This is a genomic window from Imperialibacter sp., assembly GCF_048007035.1.
Classification (GTDB): Bacteria; Bacteroidota; Bacteroidia; order Cytophagales; family Cyclobacteriaceae; genus Imperialibacter.
On sequence record NZ_CP180355.1, the window covers coordinates 1256998 to 1283103 of the forward strand.

Annotated in this window: 25 protein-coding genes; 10 read left to right on the forward strand and 15 right to left on the reverse strand. The window is 45.7% G+C overall.

Annotation, left to right across the window (positions count from 1 at the left end; all coding sequences use genetic code 11):
• Nucleotides 1-94 precede the first annotated feature (94 nt).
• Both ACMVP2_RS05715 and ACMVP2_RS05720 read left to right on the forward strand, forming a co-directional pair.
• Nucleotides 95-826, forward strand: coding sequence for a hypothetical protein (locus ACMVP2_RS05715; RefSeq protein WP_339795418.1), 732 nt, complete (start codon nucleotides 95-97; stop codon nucleotides 824-826).
• Between the two features lie 371 nt (nucleotides 827-1197).
• Entirely contained in the window at nucleotides 1198-1731 is a 534-nt protein-coding gene (locus ACMVP2_RS05720; RefSeq protein ID WP_317488058.1) for a hypothetical protein, read from the forward strand.
• 170 nt (nucleotides 1732-1901) lie between these two features.
• On the opposite strand, the gene ACMVP2_RS05725 is transcribed toward ACMVP2_RS05720, so the two are convergent.
• Together ACMVP2_RS05725 and ACMVP2_RS05730 are read right to left on the reverse strand one after the other, a co-directional pair.
• Nucleotides 1902-2198: a type II toxin-antitoxin system RelE/ParE family toxin gene (locus tag ACMVP2_RS05725; protein ID WP_416867013.1), complete on the reverse strand. Its 297-nt coding sequence runs from the start codon at nucleotides 2196-2198 to the stop codon at nucleotides 1902-1904.
• Nucleotides 2183-2425: a hypothetical protein gene (locus ACMVP2_RS05730; protein WP_151997849.1), complete on the reverse strand. Its 243-nt coding sequence runs from the start codon at nucleotides 2423-2425 to the stop codon at nucleotides 2183-2185. Before ACMVP2_RS05730 ends, ACMVP2_RS05725 begins: the two co-directional genes overlap by 16 nt.
• Nucleotides 2426-2463: 38 nt before the next feature.
• Between ACMVP2_RS05730 and ACMVP2_RS05735 the strand changes: the two genes are divergently transcribed.
• The gene (locus tag ACMVP2_RS05735; RefSeq protein ID WP_416867014.1) at nucleotides 2464-2634 is read left to right on the forward strand and encodes a hypothetical protein; all 171 of its coding nucleotides are present in this window, start codon (nucleotides 2464-2466) and stop codon (nucleotides 2632-2634) included.
• A gap of 201 nt (nucleotides 2635-2835) precedes the next feature.
• Entirely contained in the window at nucleotides 2836-3015 is a 180-nt protein-coding gene (locus ACMVP2_RS05740; RefSeq protein WP_416867015.1) for a hypothetical protein, read from the forward strand.
• Nucleotides 3016-3062: 47 nt separating this feature from the next.
• On the opposite strand, the gene ACMVP2_RS05745 is transcribed toward ACMVP2_RS05740, so the two are convergent.
• From ACMVP2_RS05745 to ACMVP2_RS05790, 10 genes are all read right to left on the reverse strand, one after another.
• Nucleotides 3063-3476, reverse strand: a complete 414-nt coding sequence (locus ACMVP2_RS05745) for a type II toxin-antitoxin system VapC family toxin (protein WP_416867016.1) — start codon at nucleotides 3474-3476, stop codon at nucleotides 3063-3065.
• The gene (locus ACMVP2_RS05750; protein WP_339791039.1) at nucleotides 3448-3714 is read right to left on the reverse strand and encodes a hypothetical protein; all 267 of its coding nucleotides are present in this window, start codon (nucleotides 3712-3714) and stop codon (nucleotides 3448-3450) included. Before ACMVP2_RS05750 ends, ACMVP2_RS05745 begins: the two co-directional genes overlap by 29 nt.
• Nucleotides 3715-4017: 303 nt before the next feature.
• Nucleotides 4018-4473 (reverse strand): hypothetical protein, encoded by a 456-nt coding sequence (locus ACMVP2_RS05755; RefSeq protein ID WP_339791037.1) that lies wholly within the window; start codon nucleotides 4471-4473, stop codon nucleotides 4018-4020.
• 5 nt (nucleotides 4474-4478) lie between these two features.
• Nucleotides 4479-5393: an RHS repeat-associated core domain-containing protein gene (locus ACMVP2_RS05760; RefSeq protein ID WP_339791046.1), complete on the reverse strand. Its 915-nt coding sequence runs from the start codon at nucleotides 5391-5393 to the stop codon at nucleotides 4479-4481.
• Nucleotides 5394-5418: 25 nt separating this feature from the next.
• Entirely contained in the window at nucleotides 5419-6993 is a 1575-nt protein-coding gene (locus ACMVP2_RS05765; RefSeq protein ID WP_416867017.1) for an OmpA family protein, read from the reverse strand.
• Between the two features lie 105 nt (nucleotides 6994-7098).
• Nucleotides 7099-7944, reverse strand: a complete 846-nt coding sequence (locus tag ACMVP2_RS05770) for a transporter (RefSeq protein ID WP_339791034.1) — start codon at nucleotides 7942-7944, stop codon at nucleotides 7099-7101.
• Nucleotides 7945-7949: 5 nt separating this feature from the next.
• Nucleotides 7950-8870 carry a DM13 domain-containing protein gene (locus tag ACMVP2_RS05775; RefSeq protein ID WP_416867018.1) on the reverse strand — a complete coding sequence of 307 codons (921 nt, stop codon included), beginning with the start codon at nucleotides 8868-8870 and terminating at the stop codon, nucleotides 7950-7952.
• 73 nt (nucleotides 8871-8943) lie between these two features.
• On the reverse strand, nucleotides 8944-9354 hold the full coding sequence (locus tag ACMVP2_RS05780) for a DUF1761 domain-containing protein (protein WP_339791032.1): 411 nt from the start codon (nucleotides 9352-9354) through the stop codon (nucleotides 8944-8946).
• A gap of 117 nt (nucleotides 9355-9471) precedes the next feature.
• A complete protein-coding gene (locus tag ACMVP2_RS05785) occupies nucleotides 9472-11244 on the reverse strand; it encodes an alpha/beta hydrolase-fold protein (RefSeq protein ID WP_416867019.1) in 1773 nt (590 codons plus the stop codon).
• 271 nt (nucleotides 11245-11515) lie between these two features.
• Nucleotides 11516-12610, reverse strand: a complete 1095-nt coding sequence (locus tag ACMVP2_RS05790; RefSeq protein WP_416867020.1) for a 2Fe-2S iron-sulfur cluster-binding protein — start codon at nucleotides 12608-12610, stop codon at nucleotides 11516-11518.
• A 160-nt stretch (nucleotides 12611-12770) separates the two neighbouring features.
• Here ACMVP2_RS05790 and ACMVP2_RS05795 point away from each other — a divergent pair, with 160 nt between their 5' ends.
• The 3 genes from ACMVP2_RS05795 to ACMVP2_RS05805 all read left to right on the forward strand — a co-directional run bounded on the left by ACMVP2_RS05795 (nucleotide 12771) and on the right by ACMVP2_RS05805 (nucleotide 16126).
• Nucleotides 12771-14399, forward strand: coding sequence for a serine hydrolase domain-containing protein (locus tag ACMVP2_RS05795; RefSeq protein WP_416867021.1), 1629 nt, complete (start codon nucleotides 12771-12773; stop codon nucleotides 14397-14399).
• The gene (locus ACMVP2_RS05800; protein WP_416867022.1) at nucleotides 14393-15022 is read left to right on the forward strand and encodes an NUDIX hydrolase N-terminal domain-containing protein; all 630 of its coding nucleotides are present in this window, start codon (nucleotides 14393-14395) and stop codon (nucleotides 15020-15022) included. Before ACMVP2_RS05795 ends, ACMVP2_RS05800 begins: the two co-directional genes overlap by 7 nt.
• Nucleotides 15023-15124: 102 nt before the next feature.
• Entirely contained in the window at nucleotides 15125-16126 is a 1002-nt protein-coding gene (locus ACMVP2_RS05805) for a PAS domain-containing protein (RefSeq protein ID WP_416867023.1), read from the forward strand.
• A gap of 9 nt (nucleotides 16127-16135) precedes the next feature.
• On the opposite strand, the gene ACMVP2_RS05810 is transcribed toward ACMVP2_RS05805, so the two are convergent.
• Nucleotides 16136-16540, reverse strand: a complete 405-nt coding sequence (locus ACMVP2_RS05810; protein WP_339791024.1) for a DUF1761 domain-containing protein — start codon at nucleotides 16538-16540, stop codon at nucleotides 16136-16138.
• Nucleotides 16541-16689: 149 nt separating this feature from the next.
• Between ACMVP2_RS05810 and ACMVP2_RS05815 the strand changes: the two genes are divergently transcribed.
• The 3 genes from ACMVP2_RS05815 (at nucleotide 16690) to ACMVP2_RS05825 (ending at nucleotide 20572) form a co-directional block, all read left to right on the forward strand.
• Entirely contained in the window at nucleotides 16690-18981 is a 2292-nt protein-coding gene (locus tag ACMVP2_RS05815; protein ID WP_416867024.1) for a PAS domain-containing protein, read from the forward strand.
• Nucleotides 18982-19069: 88 nt separating this feature from the next.
• Nucleotides 19070-19522: a CBS domain-containing protein gene (locus ACMVP2_RS05820; RefSeq protein ID WP_339791022.1), complete on the forward strand. Its 453-nt coding sequence runs from the start codon at nucleotides 19070-19072 to the stop codon at nucleotides 19520-19522.
• Between the two features lie 132 nt (nucleotides 19523-19654).
• Nucleotides 19655-20572, forward strand: a complete 918-nt coding sequence (locus ACMVP2_RS05825) for a mechanosensitive ion channel family protein (RefSeq protein WP_339791021.1) — start codon at nucleotides 19655-19657, stop codon at nucleotides 20570-20572.
• Between the two features lie 34 nt (nucleotides 20573-20606).
• Here ACMVP2_RS05825 and ACMVP2_RS05830 read toward each other — a convergent pair whose 3' ends face one another.
• Entirely contained in the window at nucleotides 20607-20972 is a 366-nt protein-coding gene (locus tag ACMVP2_RS05830; RefSeq protein ID WP_416867025.1) for a hypothetical protein, read from the reverse strand.
• A complete protein-coding gene (locus ACMVP2_RS05835) occupies nucleotides 20969-25993 on the reverse strand; it encodes a hypothetical protein (protein ID WP_416867026.1) in 5025 nt (1674 codons plus the stop codon). The genes ACMVP2_RS05830 and ACMVP2_RS05835 overlap by 4 nt, the downstream gene beginning before the upstream one ends.
• Nucleotides 25994-26106: the final 113 nt, after the last annotated feature.

The following is a 26106-nucleotide window of genomic DNA, read 5'->3' on the forward strand; positions in this document are numbered from 1 at the left end:
ATACTAAAGTAGTGAAAGTAAAAACACTACTTTGGTAGTTAAAGGATGGCGGGCACTCCTCCTAAATTTGAGTCATCAACAAAATTATATCTCAATGTCAAACTCAAATGATTTTACAACAACAACTCCTGGCGTAGGAAAGGCTTTGTCCTCGGGCTGGGAAACGATGAAGGCCAACTTCCTTTATTTCTTTCTTATCATCATTCTACTCAGCTTGCTGGATGGATTGATGGAACTGTTTGGCCGTGGATTGACCGGCGAAGGCAATTTCGTCAAATCGGTTTTCAGTCTCGACTTCGAACGTGGCCTTACCCCAGGCATCCTATTCGCAGAATTTCTTGCTGCCGCTCATTTCCTCCTGGTCATGCCGGTATTTGACTATGGTGCTGATTTGATTTTTGTGCAGGGAGTAAGGAGACAAAAACTTGACTTTAAAGACTTCATCAATGGCGTTAATAACTACCTGACCATCGTGCTCAACCACTTGCTCATAGTGGGCCTGGTAGGCATGGCCATGGTGGCTTTCATCATACCCGGCATCATCGTTGGCTGCAGGCTGGCCTTCTCCTCCTACCTGGTGATGGACAAAGGTCTTGACCCCATCAGTGCGGTGGAAACCAGCTGGAAGCTTACCCGGGGCCACGGCTGGAAGATCTTTGGACTGGGCTTTCTGTCCATCTTCATTTTCATCCTTGGGTTTATCTGCTTCTTTGTTGGCGTGTTCCCCGCCGTGATGTGGATCAAAGCATCGTTTGCTTCATTGTACCAGTCGGTGCTGGATGAAAAGGGTGAAGATTTCTTTCCCTCAAACGAAGAGGCAGTTTGATCACGGATCAAGCGGAAAATCTGTGGAGTAAGACTCTGAAATAACGTTGTACCAATTGGCGAACGATAGACAATAAAGAAGCAAAACTGGTTCAATGCGTCCCGCTTGGACCTTTTGCTTCTTTATGTAATGAGAAGATACTCTTGCCAAAAAAAAAACAATCGCCCAAAATATTGCTTGATCCTTGATCACTCGCTTAAAATGAGAGACAAAGCTTAACAAAAAAGCCCTTGCTGCGTGGCAAGGGCTTTTTGTTGCTAGTGGCACCAGCCAAAGGCATCCCACAAGGTTCGATGCGGGAATAGAATTTATCTACTCAAGTCACGTATTTTTTTAACTTAGAGACTTCGTAAATATTTATTTTCTAACGAATGGAAGAGTTCGTATTAAAAGCTAAACACTATCAGATTTTTCTGTCACTTTCGATTCCTTCTTTGATAGCTGGCTTTGTGCCTAATTTTGACCCCAATATTCAACTTGTCAAAATCATTTTTGTTGGTCTGGCATTTACTGTGTGGATTTTTACACTTGGGAGAGCTTTAAATAATTGTATCCCAAGACGGTATCAATTAAGTGAGACTTTCCTCATTATTAACCTCTTTGCCTTTGCCATAATATTTGCCCTAATAGCCATTCTTTTAGACTATCAGCTTCGCTTCTTTGGCTGGGCAGTGCTGATTCCCCTCTACATGCTGTTCAGCTTTGTTTACTTGTACTATTTTGCTTCAAAAGCCTTAACAACTGCTGAAAAAAGAAAACGCACCTCGTTTGGAGAACATGTTGGTGAGATGATACTCTTGATGACAGGCTACGTGGGCATATGGTTTATACAACCACGCATTAACCAAATTTATCAGCAAAATAAGTCCAAAATACTATTGGAGGATACAGAAAATATCTCCTAAGCCTCCGGTGCGACCCTGCGGCTCGAACCCGTTAAGTTAACCCTCTGGTGGAAATTGGTGCAGCCAAGCCTTGGAAGTGAAAAGCCCCGGCTGGACAGCACGCCAATTTACCTGTGGGGTGAAGGCCATAAGCCGAACGAAGCGATGGAGATTTCGGAGCAGGTTTGTGGTTAGTAGGGCTTTGGTTCCTGCCTTACATGCCTGATTCTTAATACCCTGACTTGTGTGTCTGTAAACCGGTAAGCTATGCGATAACTATGGGTTTCAAAAGCCCGATAACTTCCCTGGTTCTCCTTCTTAAACTTATCCGGTGGGTATCTTTCAGGGTTTTGCCTGGCCAATTCCAATGTCGCTAATATGGCCTCTTCCATTCGTTCAGCCTGAAGATACGAGTCCTCACTAATCTTTTTCAAGGCTTTGTTCAATGAGCTGGAAGGTCGTTTATTCCAGACTACTTTTCTCTCCATGAACGGATTTCCTTTACAGCTTCTTCATGGGTTAGATAATCTCCTGCTTCGATTTGCGCATCAGCTTCTTCTATTTCCGCATTGTATTGTTCTATACTGATACGCTGATGTTCCTCTTTCCATTTAATCAGCTCACCGATCAAGGACTTATCTTCCAATGAAGCCATCCATTCAAGTAATTCCAGTTTTTGTATTTGCGTGTCGCTCATAAATAGAAGCTTTCTCACAAAATAACGATTTATTTGTATGATTTGATCCGTTTAGAGTGGATGATGTTAATAAATTCCCTCGCTCAACCCTTTCTAGTCGGCAAATCCCTGCCTGTGACACACTTTTAGTAGAAGTAGACCTGGGCTTCTATGTGAAGAAAGAAGAGAAGGTACGCTTGGCACGCATTAACGCCCCGGAGCTTACCGCAGACGCCCTGGCCGGGTAGCATCCTACCAGCTGCGCTTGGGCAAAAGTTCTGCCCCGAAGGTTCGCTAGTGGTTTTACAAACACAGAAGTAAAAACGAGACCGCTACGCCCGCTACCTGGCTGAGGTACTACACGATGGTGAAAACCTCTCTGATTACCTGCTGGAAATAGCGGCGGCTTCCAGCCGGGCTAAGCCGTGGAAGTAAAAGAGCCCTCACCGATGAGTAAGGGTTTTCTTTATGCCTATTGGTACGAGACTCCGTCCGGGTTCCCCAACCGGGTTCAAACTCGCACTAGTGTTCGCTGCTATTGTCTGGCTTTGCTGCTCGGACTCGGGGGGGCGGGACTGGCTGGCGACTTACCTGCTGCCCGGCTGGACAGCACGCCGATTTACCTGTGAGGTGGGGGCAGTAAGCCCAACGAAACGTTGGGGATTTCGGAGTGGGGTTACCAAGCTACCGTTTCCAGTTCCTTGATGTGACTAAAGTGTTGATCAGCTGTAACCAATGCAATATCATGCTCTATTGCCAGTGCAGCAATCCAGACATCATTTTCAGGAATGGGTTTACCCAAAGATTTGAGCTGTGACTTAATGCCGCCATAGTGGTAAGCAGTCGTTTCACTTACTTCAAGCACTGGATAATTATCTAAAAAATAGGCTATCTCTTTCAAGCGTTTTTTCTTATTGGCAACTACGCCTGAAGCATAAGCCCCAAAATACAACTCACCGATCACGATAGAAGGCAGAAAAATCTCTCCTTCTTCAAGTTTCATTCTAATCGTCTGATCACCTTTGAAAAAATCAACTACGACATTAGTATCTACCAAAAACCTACCACTCACTTGTGTCGATTTTTTCACAACCATCTTCTATTACCTTTTTAACATCTTCTGCTTCTTCATTTGTCCATGAACCCGACAGGGTATCCAGCATAGCCTTCCTCTCTTCAAAAGTGGGCTTGGGAAGCACAAGAGATTCTATTTGATTGATTTTACCAATATCTTTCATTGAGCTAAAAGCTTCGATAATTCGCAGTTTTCTGGCTTCTATATTCATATCTATGTTCCTCCTTCCCACAAAATAACGATTTATTTGCATGATTTGATCCGTTTAGAGTGGATGATATTGATTAATCTCTTCCTTTAGCGTCTCTCCCGTCGTATGGGACAGGCTATGCTATTCTGTAAATAGCCCTTCGAACGACTGAAATACCTATGACCAGGTACTGCACTTCTCGAAGGTGATGGGCTTTCAACCATTTGGTAATGATTGGGGCTGATGTGGTGCATGATGGTGAAAACCTCTCAGACTACCTGCTCGAAATAGGCGCCGCTAAGCCGTGGAAGTAAAAAGCCCTCACCATGAGGCAAGGGCTTTCCTGCAAGGACTTTCTAAGTGTCACTATTCTATATCAACAATAGCGCCCGTATCGGGAGTGAGTCTCATTAGGTAATAGGAAAATATGGCACACTTTTCTTGTCTAAACTTTTTCTCTGTAGGGATTCCTCTGTCATCTACAGGCAATGAAGTGTTAAACTTGAATCTCCCGGTATCTAACTTTGATTCAACTTCTACGGATTTATCAATGACAACTTCCCAATCATAGCGCTCATTCTTCCAACAAATGTGAATGCAATCACTAACCGGGTCAATTTTCTCGACACTCAGTTTAATAAAGTTTGATTTCGGTACTGAGCTATGATGTCCGTCAATAAGATATCTAAAATCTCCTCTATCAATTACCGTAAGCTGCTGAGTTTTATCCAAAGAAGTAAAATGAACAACCTCGCTTTGCTCACAACTCATGAGAATTATGGATACGAAAAAAACAAAAATGGACGCCTCGGTTGGTTTCATAACTTCTAATTTCCTCTGTTTTTTAATTCTCTTTGCCTCACCTTTCCTCTTACGCTTCCCTTTTGCTTAATATCAGCTTTCATTAATGGGACGCCGATATCAAACCCTGCTTTTTGGGCTAACTGAGTGGTTGTGCCTTCAGTAGCAAACGCTCCTTGCTGAATTGATTCCAGCCCATCAAAGCCCAACCTAGCGACATTCCAACCTAAACCGTTTCTGGCTGCTACTATTCCTGCTCCCATATTTCCAAAATCCCTCGCTGAACCAAATTTGCCGTCTTTTGTGACGCTGCCTCTATACATGTGTTGAGTACCCGTTACTCCATCTTCTCGCTCAGAAATACCCCTGGTTTTGAAGTCTAAATCTTCACCTCCAGTGGCATTGGGCATATATTCAACTAAACTAGGGTTGGTAGCTATAATTTCGTTATCAATAAAGTCCTGCCCTTCTGTCGAACTAGGATCAATAACTGCACCCTTAACTGCATTTCCTTCACTGTCAAAAAATGAGTGAGTAGTTACCGACTCCCCGATACTTTCTCCAGTTCTTTCGTACTCACCATCCTTGCCTTGGTTAACTACATATATGTTTTTATCTCCATCGTTAGCATCTCCGCCAACAACTGTATAAGTTCCGTCTTTATTCTCAAGAACATCTGTGGAAAGCATTCCATCCGGGTCAATAAACCTTATCGGATTATCAAACCCATAAGTGTATGGTGAGTGTCGCCTCATCACGTCAGCCATTGGGTCTACACTCAAGAACCTACCTATCGCAGGATCATACTGCCTGGCGTGATAGTCGTAGAGCCCTAAATCCAACTCATCCTGTAGCTCTTTTCCATTGTACAAGTAGTCATTTTTAAGCCCTGATTGGTAAGAGTTAAAAGCGAGGCCAAAGGGGTAATAGTCACCCCCCAGCTAGTTAGTCAAAACGTAGTCCCAACTAATTCTCCAACACCTTGAACTCCACCCTCCGGTTCGTCTGACGGTTTTCTGCTGAGGTGTTTGGCACTTCTGGCTGGCTTTCGCCGTAACCCAAAGCGGTGATGCGGTTGGCGTCAATACCATTGTCTACCACATACTGGCGCACGGCCTCTGCCCTGCCCTGCGACAAATTCTTGTTGTAATCATCGCTGCCCACATCGTCGGTATGCCCGCCTATTTCGATAGTAATGCCGGGGTTCTCGTTCATAAAATCTACCACCTTGTCAAGCTCTTCAAAAGACTCAGGGCGTAAAATGGTCTTGTTAGTATCAAAGAATACCTTTTCCAAACGCACCTTAGTGCCTACTTCAATCGGATCGAGGTAAAAGGGCTTGTCGTAGTACCTTTCCAGCCCGTCATACGCCACATCAATTTCGTCGTTCGCTGAAAGAAATCCCTCTGCCTTTACTTCCAGCTTGAAATTGCCCTCATGAGGAAGCTCCACCTCATAAAAGCCATCTCCTTCTCCACTTTCCACAAACCCGTCGTCGGATTGGGCAGATTGGTAGCCAACAACGGCACCCGAAATTGGCGTCCGGTCTTTGCTCGACATGACAATGCCAGTAAGCATAATGATTGGCTCAGGTTCTGGTTCCGCCTCAGGCTCCGGTTCGGCCTTGGCAGGCACCAGGCCGAAAATATCGAGGCTTCCACCATCCTGCGTTGTGTACGACCTTGTGGTAAAAGCATTTTGCCCGTCACCACTGATGGAGAAGTAAGCATCAAAACCTTTGGTATTCACCGGCTCACCGAGGTTGACCGGCTTCGACCATTTCATCCAGGTATCATTCAGGCGTTTAGCCATGTATATGTCGGTGCTGCCTAGTCCACCCGGGCGATTGCTGGCAAAATAAAGTGTCACACCATCGGCAGCCAGAAACGGCCCAAATTCATCATAAACAGTATTGATACCCTCAGGCATTTTTGCAGGCGGCGTCCACTTGCCGCCTTTGTCAAAACTGATGTACAGGTCACTGTATTTGCCTTTTACTCTTTCAGTAAAATACATGATCACCACTTTGGCGTCGTTGCTCATGAAGCTGCCCGAAAACAAGCCCTTGTTCATGCTGTCGTAGTTGGGAATATTCACCTGCGTAGGTGCCGACCAGCTATTTCCTGACCTGCGCACAATGGAAAAACCAGGCTCGTTCTTTCGGGCTCCGCCGTTGAGCATGAGCGTGTTTCCATCAGTGGTAATTCCCAGCACCTTATTAAACTTATGGATATTGAAAGGAGGGCCAGCGTGCACAGCTTGCGTCCAGTTTCCATCGGCATCCCTGGTCGAGTACCAAATGTCCTGCGAGCCGTCTTCGCCGTAGGTGTTTTCAGGGCTGTTAGACACCACCCAATAAAGCGTTTTGCCATCAGGAGAAATAATCGGGCCGGACTCGTGGTGGCCAGTATTCAATTCTTTCCCTAGTTTTTCGAGGTCAAATTTTGGTGCTTCGTCTTCCTCTTGCGCTTGCCCAAAATGGGCAATAGAAAGAAATATAATGCATAAAAAAATACTCGGTAGAGCGGCTGGTTTCTTCATTTGACTATCAATTAAGCTGCAAAATAATGATAGTGTGACATTTAGCCAATCTCTGGAAACTTTATTGACTTTTTGGAAGATGCAATTGTATAAAGCAAATGCCTTCTATGGCTTAAAGAAGATACCAACACTCCAGGCAGGCCTGGCCAGCACGTTTTTTCCTGATAAAGCATAATCAACAGCCAAGCTTGCACCCATTTTTCCTCCCTTGTGCAGATAGGCGACTTGGGGGCCATAGGCAAAGTATTCTGTGTTGTTAGAAAAAATACCATTAACGGCATCAGGGGCGTCACCATTGAAAAAGGAAGAAACACTTCTGATCATGGCAGAGACGAGCACCTTTTCTTTAATGGTATAGCCAATCTCTGCATTGTAATGAAGCTCTTCCGAGAAGCCCTTGGTTCGGTTGTTCAAACCTACCCCAAAAGTGGCGTAAGCCGGCAATGGATAAAGCGACACTCCTCCTTCAAGCCTAACCAGCTGGTTAAATTCACCGTCTCCCGTTTGCAAAAGCATGGTATTGCCACCTCCCGGATTACCCGTTGGCAGTCCAAAATAGACGCCAGCTGCCAGCACAAAAGCCTTGTCTTGAATGATACCGTATTTAGCGCCCACCAGCATGTCGCCCAGTGAAGTAACTGCATCGCCGGGTTCGGTGCGGCCACTCAGGGTGAATTGGCGCTCGTTCAACACATTTCTGGCAATCAGCGGCACGGTACCAATGATATCAATGCGATCCGTGATGCCATACTCTCCGTAAAAGTTGGTGAGATAGATCGAAGAGGTCGTAATCGGCACTACATTGCCCTCCTTGTCAAAAAACTGGTTGGCGATGATCCAACGCTCTTCCAGCTTAAAGTAGCCATGTCCTTTTTTAGATGTCCAACCTCCGCCTGCCAGGGAATTGGCAGACAAAGCAAGTCCGGTAATGAGCAAGAGGAAATGTTTCATATTTATTAATTCAGCTCGGCCAAACCGAACACGACGTTGAATGGCTTGCACAGTATAATCACATATTTGTAGTCGTCTATAGCAACGCCGTCGGCCCGGTAGCTGCTGGGCCCTGTGGTGCTCGCCAACGCCGCCAGCTCTTTTCCACCGGCCACCGAGTTGTCCTGATTAGAAAGGTAGACAAACAAGCCAGGGCCATTATTGGAATTAAAATTATCCTGTAAACTCACCTGCAAGGCATTGCTGTCAAGGATACTTACCCTCACATCGCCGCTTACATTGTAGCCCCCCTTACCGACGAAGCTGCCGGTTCGTATCCCAAATTCTCCACCGACAATTATTTGGTAAGGCTCACTATTGACGCCATCGGCTGAGGCAATAATGTTTGTTGTGCCGTCAGCCACGCCCAACACCAGCCCCTCATTGTCAACGGAAGCGATAGTGGGATCAGTGGACGACCAGGTCACCTCTATATCATCGATGGTAACGTCAGCCGAATTGTAGACAAAAGCATTCAGGTCGACAGATTCACCAGCTTCCACCCGCATAGCCTCACCGGTTATTTTGATGTAGGCCACCTCGTTGGCCAGGTCAATAACATTGAGCTGCAGACCTTTTGATGCCTGCCCCCCATAACTGGCAGTAATTGTCACCTGCCCCCTGGCAACACCAAAAACGATCCCATTCAAGTCAACTGTGGCCACAGTTGGGTCAGACGACTGCCATATAGTGGACACATCGAATCGATCTCCGAATTCATTTACACCGCTGGCAGTCATCTGGAGGCTTTCGTTGACGTTAAGAAATGCCTGAGGCGAAAAGATTTCGACGCTGCTCACGGTGTCCTCAACCAGATCGGTGCCTATGCACGAAATCATCAATGCGGAGAATGTGCTGAATACTATAAAGCGTTGAATCAATGACATTCTTTTTCGTTTTAGGTCTAAATATACTAAGGACGCTAAATCAAGAATGTCTTGAAATGGACAAAGGCGGGATTTACATCCAATAGCCCAGCACCAGCCCCATCAACGGGTAGGCCACAAGGCAGTATCCCACAGAAATGAGGTAGAAGCGTATTGGGCGGGTTTCGTATACAAAATTGATGGCTTGCGCAACTGCCACAAAGGCGGCAGCCAGAAACCCAAGGAGCACACCTTCAAAAGCGCTGGTACCATGCTCTGCATGAATAAGGATGGACAAGAGAAATGAAGTACATATACTCAAAAACAAGCCGGTTAAAAAACCATACTTTTTATCACGTGAAGCAACTCCTTCTGCCCCAAGCCCAATGTCTTTGGCCCAAAAATACCCGAAAAGCCCTCTGCTAAACCACAGCAGCTCCAAACTCTGGCCAATCAAAACGGCAAAAAAAATAGCGGTATAGTTGAGTTCGGAGATAACGTCCATTTATAGGTGTTTGTTGATTAAGGCAAATTTATAACAAATTAGCTTATACGCAGTATACAATTCTGCCAGCGCAACACCAGAGTTAAAATTTTTGGTCAGCCCAGCCGAAGTGGCCGATCAGATACCCCAGTTAATGAGCTTGAAACCTCTCGGCTTGGTCTTACGCAGCCTTTCCTTTATTTTGGGCAGGTACATTGTGTTGTATCTCAGTCGGCTGATGTAGTTGGGGTTTTCATGATCACCGTTCCAACAGTGCTCGGCCCGGTCACCATAGTCTACCTCCCCGCCATAATATGGGTCGGTGGTGCTCTCCAGAAACTCTTCCGCCAGGTAAACTGCGTTGTTCAGATAGTAATTGTCCATGTCTCCGCAGTAGATATTCACTTTGCCTTCGAGCTTTTTGCCAATCTTGGCCCAGTCCCTTTTCATGATATGGCTGAGGTCATAATTCTCTTTCCAATAGTTAGCCACCTCTTTGTCAATCACACCAGTCATTTTGTCCCAAATCGGGCGGGGATACCCATTGGCACCCGTCGGCGAATATACTGCCTGCCAAATGTCCCACTGGTCACCCGACCGGCTCTCCCTGCCTCCAATCACGAGCTCCTTGTGGTTCGACTCCTGAATGGTACTTTGCACATGACCGAGATAATCCCGGTGCCCGGGTCTCGGCGTTTTATTGTAATCATTATCAAGGTAGTAGGCGTTCTCATCTTCATACAAATTGACTACAGTGTAAGCACGAAAGTCAATAGGATCGGGACAAGCGGCGAAGCAGCCGTTGTACTCATCGGGGTAGAAAACCTGGGCAGCAAGCGCCTCCCAGCCACCAGTGGAGCCGCCATACAAGAACCGCCCCCAGCCCTCACCAATCCCATTAAACTGCTCTTCGATATAGGGAAGCAGCTCATAAGTAATGGCATCGCCGTAAGGCCCCAAATTGGCTGAGTTCACAGCATAGGAATCATCGTAGTACGGATTCTGGTGCTGAATTTCAATAGCAATATACCGGGGAAATCTCGGCCCGGTCCACTGTTTGTAGAGATCGTATGCCTCCTGTTGCACAATCTTATTGTATCCCTCTATTTTAAACCTTTCGCTATAGTCAGGCTTCAGATTAGGATCAGGAGGTGTCTCACTGAACCCACCAAAAGTATAGGGGAAATGCCCATGAAATATCATCAGTGGATACCTCGCATCAGGCTGCTTATCCCAGTCGTGAGGCAATAGAATATTAGCACCTAAATACATTGGCCTACCCCAAAACTCAGACAGTAGTTTACTCTCAATCTTCACATGCTTGATGTACTTGGTATCGACCGGATCGGGAATGGGCGGTATCTCATTGGTAAGTGAAATCTTGAAATTGCCTCCGGTAGCGGGATTAATGGTAACCTTTTGAGGGGTACTGAAAAGGTTTTTCGGTGACGAAGCCCACTGCTGCCCTTCCCCCTGATCCATATGAAGCTTCACGGTATGTCCGTTGGCCAGATTGAAGGTGGTATACTTATTCAAAAATCCCTGGATATAATAATCACCCGGAGGGATGTTCTTGATACTTTGAATGGGATACCCGAAGACTGACGAGTCAATGACAACTTCAGTGCCAGCCTGAAGCTGATCCACCGTAATTCCAAAAATCATTTGAGATGAAGGCCCATCAGAGATTTGGAAGCGTGGTTCGGGGTCGTTTGTCTTGGCAATGACTAGCAATATTCTACCGTCAAAAGGCCCATCGACAAATTTCTTATCTATAGAAATCCCAAAATTAAGCACAGGTTTGGGGGGAGGAGTATTAGGCTGCTCTTTGCTGGAGCAACTGCCGACAACGACAACAAAAATGAGTAGAAATAAAGGAGATAGATTATCCAGGCAGCGCTTCAATTGCATACGGTTAAGGTTTCTTAGGAGGAATGTAGCCTTAAAATTTCAAAGGTGCAAAGGGGTTTCCGTGAGTGTTATTCAAGTGAGAAGAAAAGCCACACAGCTCCCAGCTCTAAATTAGTTGTGATCGGTTAATTATTTATTTGAAAGGCAAAAAATACTTATGAGACTCTATACAATCAAAAGAAAACGCTGAAAAACAGAATATTTTTCACTTTTTAGCGAAAAACAGGAGTGATCATTGATTTAAAAGGACTTTTTAAGTTATGATCGGTAGTTATCCTATTTCTATAACAACATTACTTGTAGTAGGATGTCCCACACAACAAAGAACATACCCTTCCCCTTTTTCAGACGCTGACAGGCCATCGTCCTCATCCATCTTCACTTCCCCTGAAAGCAATTTGCCCCGGCACGCAGTGCACAAGCCACTTTGGCAGGAATACGGCATGTCAATGTCGAGGCTAAGACCGGTCTCCAAAATCGTTTTGCCCGAAGGAACGTCAAATGTGTGCTCCTCTCCGTCGAGAATGATTTTAACAGGCAAGCTTTGCCCGGCTTGATCGACAATCTCAGCAGGAGATGTTTCTCCGGCGGTAAAGCTTTCTCTTTTGATAGCGTCAGCAGCGACTCCAATCTTCACAAGCCCGTCGACAGCGATATCCATCATTGGCGCCGGTCCACAGGTAAAAAATTCAGCTCCCCTGTAATCAAACCCAGGCAAGTTGCTTAGGATTTGCTCCACTTTTTCAACAGTGAGTAAGCCCTCAAGACTTTCAACATCCGCTGACGGTTTCTCCAATACATGTACCACTTTCAGTCTTTCCCCATAGGTAGCTTTCATTTTCTCCAGCTCGGCCTTGAAAATGATCGAGTCTTTATCACGATTGCAGTAGACCAGCAAAACTGTGGATAGGGCTTCCTTGAACAAAACTGATTTTGTTATGGACATCAGCGGCGTGATGCCGCTACCCCCGCCAATCATCACCAAATGGCGTTTTTTATTTTCATCAATTGGGGTCACAAAATGCCCCATCGGCTCCATCACTTCTATTTCATCACTAGCCTTGGTCACAGTATTGACATACGTAGACATGCTGCCTCCCTCTACTTTCTTCACGGTAACGGCTGGCAGTTCATCCAAAAACGGGCTACTGCAAAGAGAATAAGCCCTCCGGATCTTCTTCCCGTCAATGGTAAGTATGAGCGTTACAAATTGCCCTGCCTGGTAATTCAACCCGCCTTCCGGGTTTTCAAAAACAAGACTTACCGCATCGTTAGTTTCCCTTCGAACCTGATGGACTTTAAGCGTCAGGTATCTGCTATCCTTCTTTTTCTCTTTTGACGACTTCTTAAAAAAACTAAATGCCATTGCTACAAATGCTGAAAATTCTAAAACAATAGTTGATGGGAGATATGATGAGCTAAGTGCTGCAAAACTAATCCTAAAACCATTCCCGACCAATCAAATCAACGCTACTTTAAAAGGTGGTATTTTTTTTATTACTTCTCCTCTTAAATCCCCCTTTATAATGAAACAATCCTTTTTCGGTTTAGTGCTCGTTTGCATTTTTTATTGTTGCAACCCTTCTGAAAACCCCGATGAAGGAAATAAGTTCGAAAGTGAGCTAGATGCCATTTTTGCAGAATTCCAGAACGACGCATCGCCAGGTTGCGCTGTTGCTGTTTTCCAGGGAGATAAAGTAGTTTTTCAGAAAGGCTATGGCCTCGCCAATATCGAAAACAAGGTTCCCATTACCACATCAACTACCTTCGACATAGCGTCTGTCTCCAAGCAGTTTACAGCCTATGCTGCGGCGTTGCTACTGGAGCAGGGAAAGGTGTCACTTACTGACGACATAAAAATGTACTTTCCTGAATTGAATGACTTTCCACACCACATCACCATCGACCACCTCATCCATCACACCAGCGGCCTTAGAGACTGGCCACAAACGCTGGCGGTGGCGGGCTGGAGCATGGAAGATGAGCTTACCTACGAACAAATACTGCGAATGGCTTTTACTCAAAAAGATTTGAACTATGAGCCAGGCGACGAATATTCATACACCAACACAGGCTATGTATTGCTGGCAGAATTGGTGAGCAGGGTAGCTGAGGAACCGTTTCATTCACATATAGAAAAGGTGGTTTTCGAGCCGCTCGGGATGAAAAAAAGCCTTTTCAGTCACGACATTCATAACGTCATTCCAGCCAAGGCCCAAAGCTACTACAAAGCTGATTCGGCCAACTATGGCAGCTATGCCAACACCACCACTGCCATGGGCTCGTCCAGCATGGTTTCGACCGTCGAAGACCTGGCCAGGTGGCTGATGTTTCTATCGAAAAACCCGGCAGACAGCCCTGCGGTTAATCGGCTCCATGAAAGAGGTGTGCTAACCAACGGCGACAGCATTCACTACGCTTATGGAGTTTGGTTCGAAGAGTCAGGTGGCCTGCCGGTAATTACCCACACAGGGTCGTGGGCAGGGTTCAGAGCGATGACTATGCGCTTCCCAACAAAAGATTTTGGTCTGGTCATTTTAAGTAACTACGCCGGGTTCGACAGATATGGATACGCCGAAAAGGTGGCAAAAGCCTTTTTAACGGATGATTATCATCTTTCTGATGAAAAGACTGACGAACCACCACTTTCGGATAGTTATCAGCGCCTGGCAGGAGCTTATGTTTCGTCTCCCACCCGCATTTACGAACTTGGGAGTGATGATAACCCAATGAAATTATCAATCGATGGGGCTTTTGAGTATACCATGGTGGCGGCAGATTCAGAAGGAGAGTTTTTCGCCAGCGAAGACCACACGCTACAGTTGAAGCAAGTTAGCGGCACGTTGTCTGTCAATGGCGCCACACTCGAAAAACTCTCGCCGAGGCACCTTCCGCTGGGCAGCTATACGGGCACCTATTTCAGCGATGAACTCCAGATGATGTATCAAGTAGTAATGGAAGATGAACAGCTTTTCATGAGCAGCCTCAGACACGGCCCGGTAGAATTACGACCCATTGCAGGCAACTTGTTTGCAGGCGGGGAGTGGTTTCTGGGCAGGATACTGTTTACCACCACTGCGGACGGCATTTCTGGTTTTCAGGTGTTTGGCGGCAGGGTGAGAAGGCTACATTTTAGAAAGGTGCAATCATGGTAGACCCGACAAGCCTTCTCAGTAGCTTACTCCGAATAAAAACCCTTTCTCAGATAGGAATCAATTTTGGGAACTCGGAGTACGACCTGGAACGATACGAGGAGATTGTTTCAGTAGCAGACCAGCTTATTGCAGGCATATCTGACATGCCAATCGAGAAAATAAAGAATCTCTATGCCAATGAGGAAAGCTACATAACGCCCAAAGTGGATGTTAGAACTATAGTGCTGAATAACAACCAGGTTTTGCTTATCAAAGAAAAGGCGGACGGCCGCTGGGCACTGCCCGGAGGCTGGGCCGACGTTGGTTACACACCATCGGCTGTAGCGGTGAAGGAGGTAAGAGAGGAAACGGGATTGGATGTGAAAATTGAAAGACTGCTGGCAGTTTTTGACAACTCCCTGCACCAGCATCCCCCGTCACCCTTCTATGTGTATAAGCTCTTCTTTCTTGGAACTGTCACAGGCGGCTCATTCGATCTAAAAGGTCATGAATCCTTGGAGGTTGGGTTCTTTTCGTTACAAGAACTCCCGCCACTGTCGGATGAAAGAAATACTTACCAGGAAATAAATCAATTAGCTACGATTGCTGCTCAGGCCAACAACCAACAGACCTTGTTCGACTAAATGACAACAAATATCAGCGTGGACTCAAACGTATTTCAGATTGAGTCAGATTTACGCTATATTCAGTGAGCTTTGATACAACGACTCTCTTTTTAGCAATAAATGGACGAATATTACCAAAGATCTCTTGATAAATTCTGTGCCGTTTCGGTATCCGACTCGGAAAGTATTATCTCTTCGGTTAACGACTTTTTCTGTCGTATATCAGGCTATGAGAGAAACGAATTAATCGGGAGGCCTTACAATATTCTGAAGTCAGCAACTCACGGTGATGATTTCTACAAAGACTTGTGGAACACCGTCAGCAAAGGCCAGATTTGGAAGGGGGAAATATGCAATTTATCGAAAGACGGCACACGCTATTGGCTGAACACCACCATAGTGCCCGACCTCTCGGAAAGTGGCGAGATCATTCGGTATATTACCTACCAGATTCCGATCAACGACCCGACGCAAAAAAAGCAGAATGCCAGCGAAACAAACAGAAAAAGTTCAGATGAAAGCGACGACCTCTACCATTCTCTGGTTAATAATCTACCCATTAGCGTATGGAGAAAAAACAGGGAAGGAAAAATAACCTATGTAAATAAGACTCTGGTTCAAAATGTAAAGATGGAAGAGTCGGAGCTACTGGGAAAAACAAACCACGACCTGTACCCAAAGGAGTTTGCTGACAAGTATGAAAAGGATGACAAGGAGGTGATCTCGAGCGGCGTCGCCCTGCATTCTGTCGAACCTAATATTGACCTGAAAACAGGAGAGCACATCTATATTGAAACAATCAAAATCCCGATCAAAGGAAGGGATGGGAGCATTGAAGGCCTTCAGGGAGTGTTTTGGAACATCACAGAGTCGATAGAAACTCAAAAACGCCTCGAAATTCAAAACGAACAATTGACAGAGATCGCCTGGTTGCATTCGCACAAAATAAGAGGCCCGGTGGCCACTATTATGGGCTTGATGAATATTTTCGATTGGACGAACATGAATGGCCCGCAAAATTTAGACATCGTGAGAAAGGTCGACACGGTGAGTAAGCAGCTCGACGAAATTATTCACGACGTAGTGAAGAAAACAGGCGATCTCTACAAAAAAGAAGATTGAGGGTTGGCCTCAATGCCAGACACCAAGAATGTAGCCGGAAATAGCCAGAGACACCATCCAGTAACCTCCATTGATGATGATATACTTAAAGGATTTCTGCTCGTACATCGCATTAACGCCAATGCCCATAGCAACAAAGCCAAAGCCTGTCAAAAAACCGTACAAGGCGCCATCGGTGGCTCCGATTTCGGTTCCGAACATCATAGCCATATTAAATATGAGGATAAAGCTCATGACAAAAGCCGAACCAAACACTTTACCCATATTACCGCTTTTAGCTTTCTCTTCGGTCATGCCCGACTCCTTCATCCAGGCCGTGCCAAACACTTTTGGATTGTACCAAACAAAGCCAACAACAAAGGTTACGACTGTGGCTGCCACAATTGCTAACCAGTTCAATGCAGAAATGTCCATAAAATTAGTTTATGTTAGTGAGTAAGAAATATAGTGAATTTGTATTTCTTTCATTTTCACATCTCACCCAGCTATTCAGTCGTCATTTGTAAAGGCTCTTACAAACTGGCTTTATTAAGATTTATGTGTCAACGACAAGAGGATACCAGATGCCTTCAAAGACTAACCCAACTGAATCTAAAACAAAGCCCCTTGCTGGGTTTTGGGAGTGGGATATTTACAACCAACAGGAAAATATAAGCAAAAGCCTTACCGAAGCACTCTCCCTACAACACCCTTTTAGTAAGGAGGAGGGGCTGTTTTGGAAAACAATACTTAGGGCTCCAGACTTCCAGTCCTTCATCAACCTGCGAATTGAAGCCAGTCAAAAAAAACGTAGCGGAATGATAACTGCCAGGTATGACTGTGTTACAGTACAGGGGGAGGTCGTTGCATTGGAAACTGAAATGGAGACGGTGGTGTGGAGCGACACTGGGGAACCTCAAAAAATGATCGGTTACGTCACGGTCTGCCTCGCAGAAAATGACCTCAGCGTAAATAGTACGCATAACCGCCTACTCAACAAGCTAACAGAACAAACCCCCGGAGCCCTTTATCAGTACCAGTACCTGAGTAACGGTCTGTCCCGGTTTCCTTATGCCAGCAAAGGAGTTTGGGATATTTTTGAACATACTCCCAATGAGATCAGGGCTGATGCCGCCAAAGCATTTGAAAGGGTACATCCACACGACCTGGATGCAGTCATTCAATCTATTCTTCATTCATACACAACGCTAAACCCATGGGAACAGGATTTTAGGGTCGTGTTGCCCTCAAAGGGTGAAAGATGGATTAGTGGGGTTGCCACACCTGAAAAGCAGCACGACGAAAGTGTTATTTGGCATGGGTATATGACGGACATTACCGACCGAAAGAAAACCGAGCAAGAGCTACAAAAGGCAAATTCAGACCTCCAGGGCATTTTAAATGCAGGTAGTCAGATTTCAATAATAAGTACAGATGTTGACGGTATCATATCACACTTTAGCCGGGGCTCCGAGAATTTACTGGGATACAAAGCGGAGGAGGTGGTGGACAAAGCCAGCCCGGCAATCTTTCACCTTAAAGAAGAGATTGACCTGCGGGGTAAACAGTTGAGTGCCCGACTAGGGAAGGAAGTGGCCGGGTTTGACGTGTTTGTTGAAATGGCTAAAAAAGGAAAACATGACACCAGGGAATGGACATATCGAAAAAAGGACGGCTCCACTTTCCCCGTACAGCTTGTTGTAACTTCCATTACAGACGAAAGCGATAAAATCGTTGGTTTTTTGGGCATTGCCACCGACATCAGTCAGATGAAAAAAGCCAGGCTGGCATTGGCTGAAAGTGAGGAGAGGTGGCAGTTTGCCCTTGAGGGAGCAGGCGATGGAGCCTGGGATTGGGACTTGGCAAAGGGTTCCATTTTCATTTCGCCAAAATCCAAGAAAATGCTGGGATACGCTAGCCACGAGGTGAGAAACGCTCCGGAAGGCTGGGCCAAGCTGATCCACGCCGACGATGTTCCAACGTACCAAAAGAACCTGGATCAGCACCTGCAGGGAAAGGCTGAAATCTACTCCACCGAGTACCGGGTGTTGTGCAAAAACGGGGAGTACAAGTGGGTGCTTGACAGGGGAAAAGTAACCAGAAGAGACGAAGATGGCAGGCCTTTAAGAATCATTGGCACACACTCCGACATTTCCCAGGCCAAAGAGAAAGAAGAAGCATTAAAAAGCACAATTGACATTATTGGCGAGCAAAACAGAAGGCTGCTCAACTTTGCGCACATCGTATCGCACAATCTCCGGTCACATTCGGGCAACTTTGAAATGATGTTCGAAATGCTGGATGAAACTGAAGACAGGGATGAACAAAAGGAAATCCTCACCCACATCAGAACGATATCAGAGAAGCTAGCCGAAACCATCCACCACCTCAACGAAGTGGTGATGGTTCAAACCTCCATCGACCTGCAACGACAAAACATCAACCTGCACAACTATGTGGAGAAAACAAGAGAGGTATTGACGGCAAACATTTCCTCAAAAAATGCCCATATAGTAAATAACATCCCCAGGGAGATTGTAATAAATCACAATGCAGCCTATATGGAGAGCATTCTTTTAAATTTGCTCTCTAATGCTGTCAAATACAGCCATCCGGATCGTAGGCCGGAAGTGCATCTAACAGCCTACTCTGAAAAAAAATATACAGTTCTGGAGGTAGCCGACAATGGCCTTGGCATCAATCTGCATCTCCACAGAGACAAGCTTTTTGGTATGTACAAAACGTTCCATCCCAACAAGGATGCCAAGGGAATTGGTCTCTTCATTACCCGCAACCAGATCGAGGCAATGGGTGGAAGAATAGAGGTAGAAAGCGAAGAAAATAAGGGCTCAGTATTTAAAGTCTACTTTTTGTAGCAACACCTCTTCAGAACACTCAATGCCCGTCAGCAGTTGCTTATCTGCCTGAAAATGATTAACTTCTGTTACATCAAAAAGCACAGCTATGGTAAAGAGCTTCAGAGGTGAAATAGAGGAAAAGCCAAAGCGAAGAGAAATGCACCCCGTGCTGGTGGCCGACTACATGGCTACCCGGCTCGTGACATTCCATCCAGACCAATCCATTTATGAGGTCGTTCACATCCTTCTTGCCAGGAAAATATCCGGTGGGCCCGTGGTTAATGCCGAAAATGAGCTGGTAGGTGTGATTTCCGAAGGCGACTGCCTGAAGGAGGTGGTGAAGGGGAAGTACCACGACATGCCCGTGCTGTCAGGAAAGGTTGCCGATCACATGGCGACCAATGTGGTAAGCATTGGCCCTGCAATGACCATTTTTGATGTAGCCAAGCTGTTTCTCGAACGTCGGCTTCGTAGATTTCCTGTAGTGCTTGAAGGGAAGCTTGTAGGGCAAATCAGCCAGAAAGATGTGATGAAAGCCGTGTTGAAAATAAAGGGCTAAGAGCACCTCTCTCAACAACTCTCAACGCCCAGCTTTCGACCGAAGCGAGCCAAAAACTAATGCCCCCATGTGACCAAATGTGTAATATTTAGTCTAACTAAAATCATGCTGCATTTACACAAGAAATACTAAATGGAAATCACCGAGTGGTTTGAAACTAACTGGAATGTAAGCCCCGAAACTCAACTGAAGATAGTCTACTCGGTGCTTTCTATTTTAATCCTCGCCGTGCTAAGGGTCATATTGTTTAAGATCCTTTTTAATAAAATCACTGATCCAAAAGAAAGATACTATTGGAAGAACGTTATTAAGAACTCTTACTACGCATTGGTTTTGCTAGTAATTGGGTCCATTTGGATCGATAAGCTTGGTTCGTTGGCCACTTTTTTTGGCCTGGTCACTGCTGGTCTTGCCATTGCCCTCCAGGATCCCATCGTCAACCTGGCTGGTTGGCTATTTATACTCCTGAGGAAGCCGTTCGAGGTGGGTGACCGGGTGGAAATATCAGGTGTGGCAGGCGATGTGATTGATATTCGCTTTTTTCAGTTCACTCTAAATGAAATTAAGAATTGGGTTGACGCCGACCAAAGCACCGGGCGAATTGTCCATATTCCCAATGGCAAGGTATTCAAAGAAGTTCAGGCCAACTACAATCAAGGTTTCAGCCATATCTGGAATGAAATTGGTGTGCTTGTGACCTTTGAAAGCAACTGGGAGAAGGCCAAGTCTATCCTTGAAGCTGTTTTATCCAAAAATACTGACAATTTATCTCAACAAGCCGAGCGCAAGCTGATCGAAGCCTCGAAGAAATTTATGATTTTGTACACCACACTCACACCTGTAGTGTACGTAGCTGTAAAAGATAGTGGAGTAATGCTGTCTATGAGATACCTGGTGAGCCCTAAGAATCGACGAGATTCTGAGCATAAAATTTGGCAGGATGTCCTTAGGCAATTCTCCGAATCAAATGACATCGACTTTGCGTACCCTACGCAGAGAGTTTATTTCAACCCGAGAGAGGGCAAGCCGCAGACCGGAAAGTCCCACTAAGTCTCATTGGGAAAACTAAGATCATCAACTTCGCTTACATTACAACTACAGATACCTCCTCCACATGTTCGAGAAGCGCAAGTTTGTCGAGCATCGGCTTGCTATGGTGTTGGCCAATTGGCAGGTATCGAATGGTAATGTGTTGAATCCCATTCTCCAGCTTCGATGATTTTAGCTGAACACCGGCTCCCGATGCTGTCCACATGTCGTTCAGAATAATTTCTTTCACTTTTAAGATCGAGGACGGCGAGCCCATGTTGATTTTTATAACAATATCAGTATGAGCCTGCGACTCTGCCTGAAATGACCCGAGCCCTACCCCATCACTCCTCTTCCATCCAGCTCTCATTAAGCTACTCCACATACCTGCTACCCTGGCTCTGATGTCTGAAACTTTCATAATACACTCCTCTCTTTCAGGTGCCGGACAATGAATGGAAGAATATAGGGGTCTATCATATACACCCCGGTCGCTTTTTCCACCACTACTCCAGACCTGATTAATGACAGCAACAACCTCTTTATATGGGCGCTGTCCCAGCCAGTAATCCTTGCCACTTTTTCGTTGTCCAGCCTTTTATGAAGAATGAACTGATTCAAAAGCATTAACCATTCATCATGAAGTTCTTTCAGAAAGGAGACCGAAATCTTGGGAGGCGTGGAAATCCTGATTTCCTCGCTCGTAACCGCCGTTATATTTGCCAGCCATCCGTTCAGGGCCGTGCCTGGATTTCCCTTGCTATAATCAAAATACTTGCCGAATAACCTTGCCAGTTGTATCTCACTAAGGTTAACCTCTCCCTTTTTGAAAGTAAGCGACAATCCACTCGATTTGTGGCGTTTCATTACCACCTCTTTAATCATTTCAGCATCAAATGCCTCCATGCTTATTATTTCTATAAACTTCTGAGAGAATCCAGAGAGCTCATCTATCAATCGAAAAGTGTGGGGATTTACATTAACTACAAACAAACACTTACTACCGAACTCGTCAATCAAGTTGCCAAGAAGGTTTACAATGCTCATACCCCCGGAGTGCCTCTCCCAAAAGAGCTCCAGGTCGTTGATGGATATGATGCTTCCTGCGGGAAGCTGGCTCATAATTTCGTTTGTGTTCCCCTTCAGAAGGGTGGCACGCTGAAGGGATCGCTCAAACTCCAGCGGATCCAGGGTGCCTTGCAACGGCGGAAATACTGAGTAGAAATTCTTGTCGTAGCCAAGCTGGCCTGCGGCATGCTTCACAAAGGCGGTCTTTCCTTCATTTCGCTCACCAATTAGGAGAATACCTCCAAAATATCCCGATTTGTGGCGACTGACAGCCTGCTTGAAAAGCGCCTCCTCCCTGACCCTCGGCACCCAAAAGTCCTTGCCTATACTGGATCTGCCGTTGAAAAGGCTCACATAATAGCCAGGGAGGTCTCTCAGGGCGTTGGTGCCAGGACAAACTCTTTCTTTGAAATCCAGCATACGCCCGGCAAGCGAATGCACCTCTTGCTCTTTAGAAAGTTTTCTGGCGAAAAGAACTCCTTCGCTCCGGCTGTACAACAACTTGCTAACACCTTTGGATGCCAGTTCTGCGAGATTGCCGAAATACCTGGAGGCGAGCGTAGCCAGTTTCCGGCTTTGGAGGCTTTTGAAACCGTACCCGAAATCTGACGCTGATACTTCAATATTATAGGAACTCAGAGGCTCAAAGGCTTCGGAAAAGCATTTGGAGGACTCATTTACAAATTGCTTTACGATCTCCCCTATTTTGTTTCTTTCGCTTTGCACCCTGGACGAAAAATCGCTTAGGATCAATTCCGCAGAGTAGCCTTCCCCAGAGTTTTCTGCGTTATCCAATTTGAATCTTAGCAGGTTTCCAGCCTCCCTGATAGCATATACACTTCGCTTCACACCATCTATCGCCTTTCCGTGCTGCTCTTCCAGCACAGAAATTAACTTCGTCTTAAGATAATATTCAGCCATTTTTCCCACAGGAATCTCCATGGACTCACTCTGTAGCCTCGCTGCGCTTGTTCTTACTTTCAGCACCTCAAGCGTATCGGGCATTTCTGACGCAGCATCCAAAAATCTTTCGGTGACATGGTCAAGCGTTTCTTGCAGTTCGAGCTCCCAATCTGTTTCCAGTTCAAACGCAACCTCCCGGGAAGATTGAACCGGCACTTGCAGGTGTTTGTCGATTCTCTTAATCACCCTGGACTCAATCACCTGCTCAAACCTCTGATTTAAAGAGCTGTGAAGTATTCCAATTCTGCTTTTCACTCTGTTGATTTCCTGCTCCATGAGCACTTTATTCAGAACTGTTCTCAAATCCGAGTCAAATGACTCAAGCAATGCTTCAATCCCTTCATTTTTGGCTTGAATGTATTTGGCGGTAGATGACCTTCTCCAGGTATTCTTCATAGGGAATAGTTCGCCAAGGGCATGACTCATCCTCTGATTGTTTTGGATGTGCTCCAGCAGCAGCCTTGCTTCAAAAAGCTCAGCTTCTCTTTTTTGTCCGGCCAAAAGCTCCGAAAGACGTGCGATTTCAGCTTCTATAGTTTCAATTCTTTTGCCGTCATCTTCGTCAAAAACGGTATTGAAAGTGTTGATGATGGTCCGGCACTCTGAATAAAAGTCAAAGGTGCTGTCGGAGTACTTTCCTAAATACCCGTGGAGAAAAGAAAGCCGCCCTCCCCACTGGAAATATTTTGCCAGCTCCCTGAAAACAACTTTGTGCTTTACGGGATAACCAAAGACGAAATGTCTCGCTCTCATCAACCCCTTGTAGAATGAAGCGGTGCCAGAATGGGCAGTTGCCTCTCCGAAAGCCTCCTGGGAATAATTTACTGAGAGGAACTTTGGGTAAAGTTTGTAATCTTCTTCGAGCTGCTCCGTGTATTCCCCAATGACCTGCTTAAGCTGTGCAACCTGCGTGGGTACATAGTTCTGAGCAACCTTGTCTTTGAAAAGCTGGGTTAGCCTGAAAGAAGCGTCATTTCGAGCCTTATCTAACGCTTTTGCTCTCTTGTAAGACTCCTTAACTTTCTGAATGGATCTTAATTCCTTTTCGGCCGACTTGAGGAGGGAAAGCAGTTCTCCCAAAATAAGTTCATGATTTTCAAATGACTTTCTGAACCCCTTTTTGAATAAAAGATCAAGAAGCTTTCTTCCATTTTGGTCTATCTTCTGAATGTTTACAGCCACCTCTGGAAACTTTGATGCCTCAATTTTTGGTAAGGCTTTCAGTAAGTTTTTAGAAGCCTGCGGTACTGCCTCCTTCACTCTCTCTGCAATCTCGAAACTCTCAAAGTAATCGGATGAACTAACAATAAGTGTGGTGCCCAGCACATCCAATACCTCATTCACACCATCATAATACTTGTCAATGTCCTCAAGGGCGGTTGTGTCCATACCTATAAAAACCAAATCTGTTTCGCCCGACTCCCTCCTCATTATTTCCTTTCTCTCGTCCTGTCCCTTGATCACCTTGACTTCTATATCTATTCTCGCATTTTCAAGCACAGCCCTGGCCTCTTTATAGATAGCCTCCTGGTTCTCCCCAAACTCATCAATAATCAACAGCCTGATCCTGGCCAGTTTCCACAAGCTGGAAGCCACGAGGTTTCTAACCAGTGCCAGAGAAAAGCTCAGATTGGGGCCCTTGCCCCCCCACCAAATATCAATGGTGCTAAGCTGACCAAATTTTCTGTCTTCGTGATAATCAATGAAGATGTTGTTGTATCCCCCCCGCTTGAAACCTCTTAGTGCTTTGGCAAACTGCTCCTTGTTTTTAGGAGCCCGGCTCCAACCCATTAGAATAGTATTGGGCTCGACCCCTGAAAACCCATAAACCCTTGCCACCTCGTCCATACCAGAGTAGATGTCTTTGCAAGCAAATTTGTAGGAAAAATACTCACCCTCGTTGTCTGTAGTGGCCAGCATCGACTCAGCCTTTGCAAGGTCTTTTTCCGAAGATTCAACAAGCTCGAAAGCTGACAAAATACCAAGGTTACCGGCTATGGCCCTTCCCATATCAGCTATATGCTTCCGCATAGTCGGGCTCCCACTGAACATAATAATATTCGGTCTCCAGTTTCTCTTATGAATTTTTTCACTTTTGAGCCTGGTAAGGCCTTTTTTTACCAACGAAGCCCACACACCTCTCCATGCATCTCCTGAATCAAGAGTTAACTGCCTTCTCTTTAAAAACAAAAACAGCAGTCCGAGTAGAAGTACGGCCGCAATCATGGCAACGAAGTCAAGCTGAATCATGACCAAAATACAGGCGATGGCCCCTATAAGGCTGATCCAACCTGAAACCTTAAATTCTGGGCGGAAATCGGAGCTTGTCCAGGACTCAAAGGCAGCGCTAATGTTCAGAAAGCCGTAGGTGGTGATAAAGAAAATAGATACCACTCTGGCTATGACATCGAGCTCTCCAATCAAAATTCCAGCTTCGGCTATCAGAAATGTAAGTAAAAGTGCATTGCGAGGCTCATTAGCTTTGCCATAGCCTTTGCCAAAGAAACGTGGTGTTATTTTATCGGTGGAAATTGCTTGTAATATTCTGGGAGCTCCCAGGATACTGCCCAGTGCCGACGATAATGTAGCACCCCAAATTCCTGCTATGACCAATTCTGGCACCCAGGAGATATTCAGGAGGATGTTGGAGTCGCTGGCGAGCACTCCTGAATCCACGGTAAAATACAAATAGCAGGCAAACCCAACATACACCAGAAACCCGACCACAATAGCCAGGATGGAGCCGGTGGGAATTGACTTCTTGGGATCCTTGAGATCACCCGACATGGATACTCCCGCCTCGAAGCCAGTTACAGCCGGAAAAAAAATACCAAAAAGTACCATCACTGAAACTGTAGAGGTAGAAATACCCGTTGTAATATCAGACGGGCCGAGATCATGCGAGCCCATAAATATGGAAACAAGGGAAAGAACTATGGCAGCCATGATAAAATACTGGGTCTTAATGGCCAATGATGTGCTGATAAATGTGAGCGTTGTGACGGCTACAAGCACAGCAGTGCCTGCTATTCTTATATTGTTGATTGAACCTTCAAAGCCCCAATAACTGAGGAAGCTTTCTGAAAATCCGATTAGGTACAGGCTCACGCTGAAGGAAAGGCCCACAAATAATGCGAGGCCAAGAGTGCCTCCAATAGGCAAACCAAGGCTTCTGCTTATCATGTAGTAGGTGCCCCCCGCCTCCACCTTCTTGTCTGTGGCAATGGAGGAAACACTCAACCCTGTGGTGACGGAAATGATGTGGGCGACCAAAATAATGCCAAGGGTGGTCAAAAGACCCACCTCCCCAACAATCATGGGCAACCTCAAATACATGATAACGCCAAGAATAGTTAGGATGGAGGGTGTGAATACCCCACCAAAAGTTCCGAACTTGTTGCTTTTAGCCATGGATCAGTTGATTTAAATAATATTCTTGCACTTGAGACTAACAACTTACCGTTTCGTCACAATATTTACTAACTAATTTGGTGACCTTCCGGGAAAATGCAAGTCTACATATA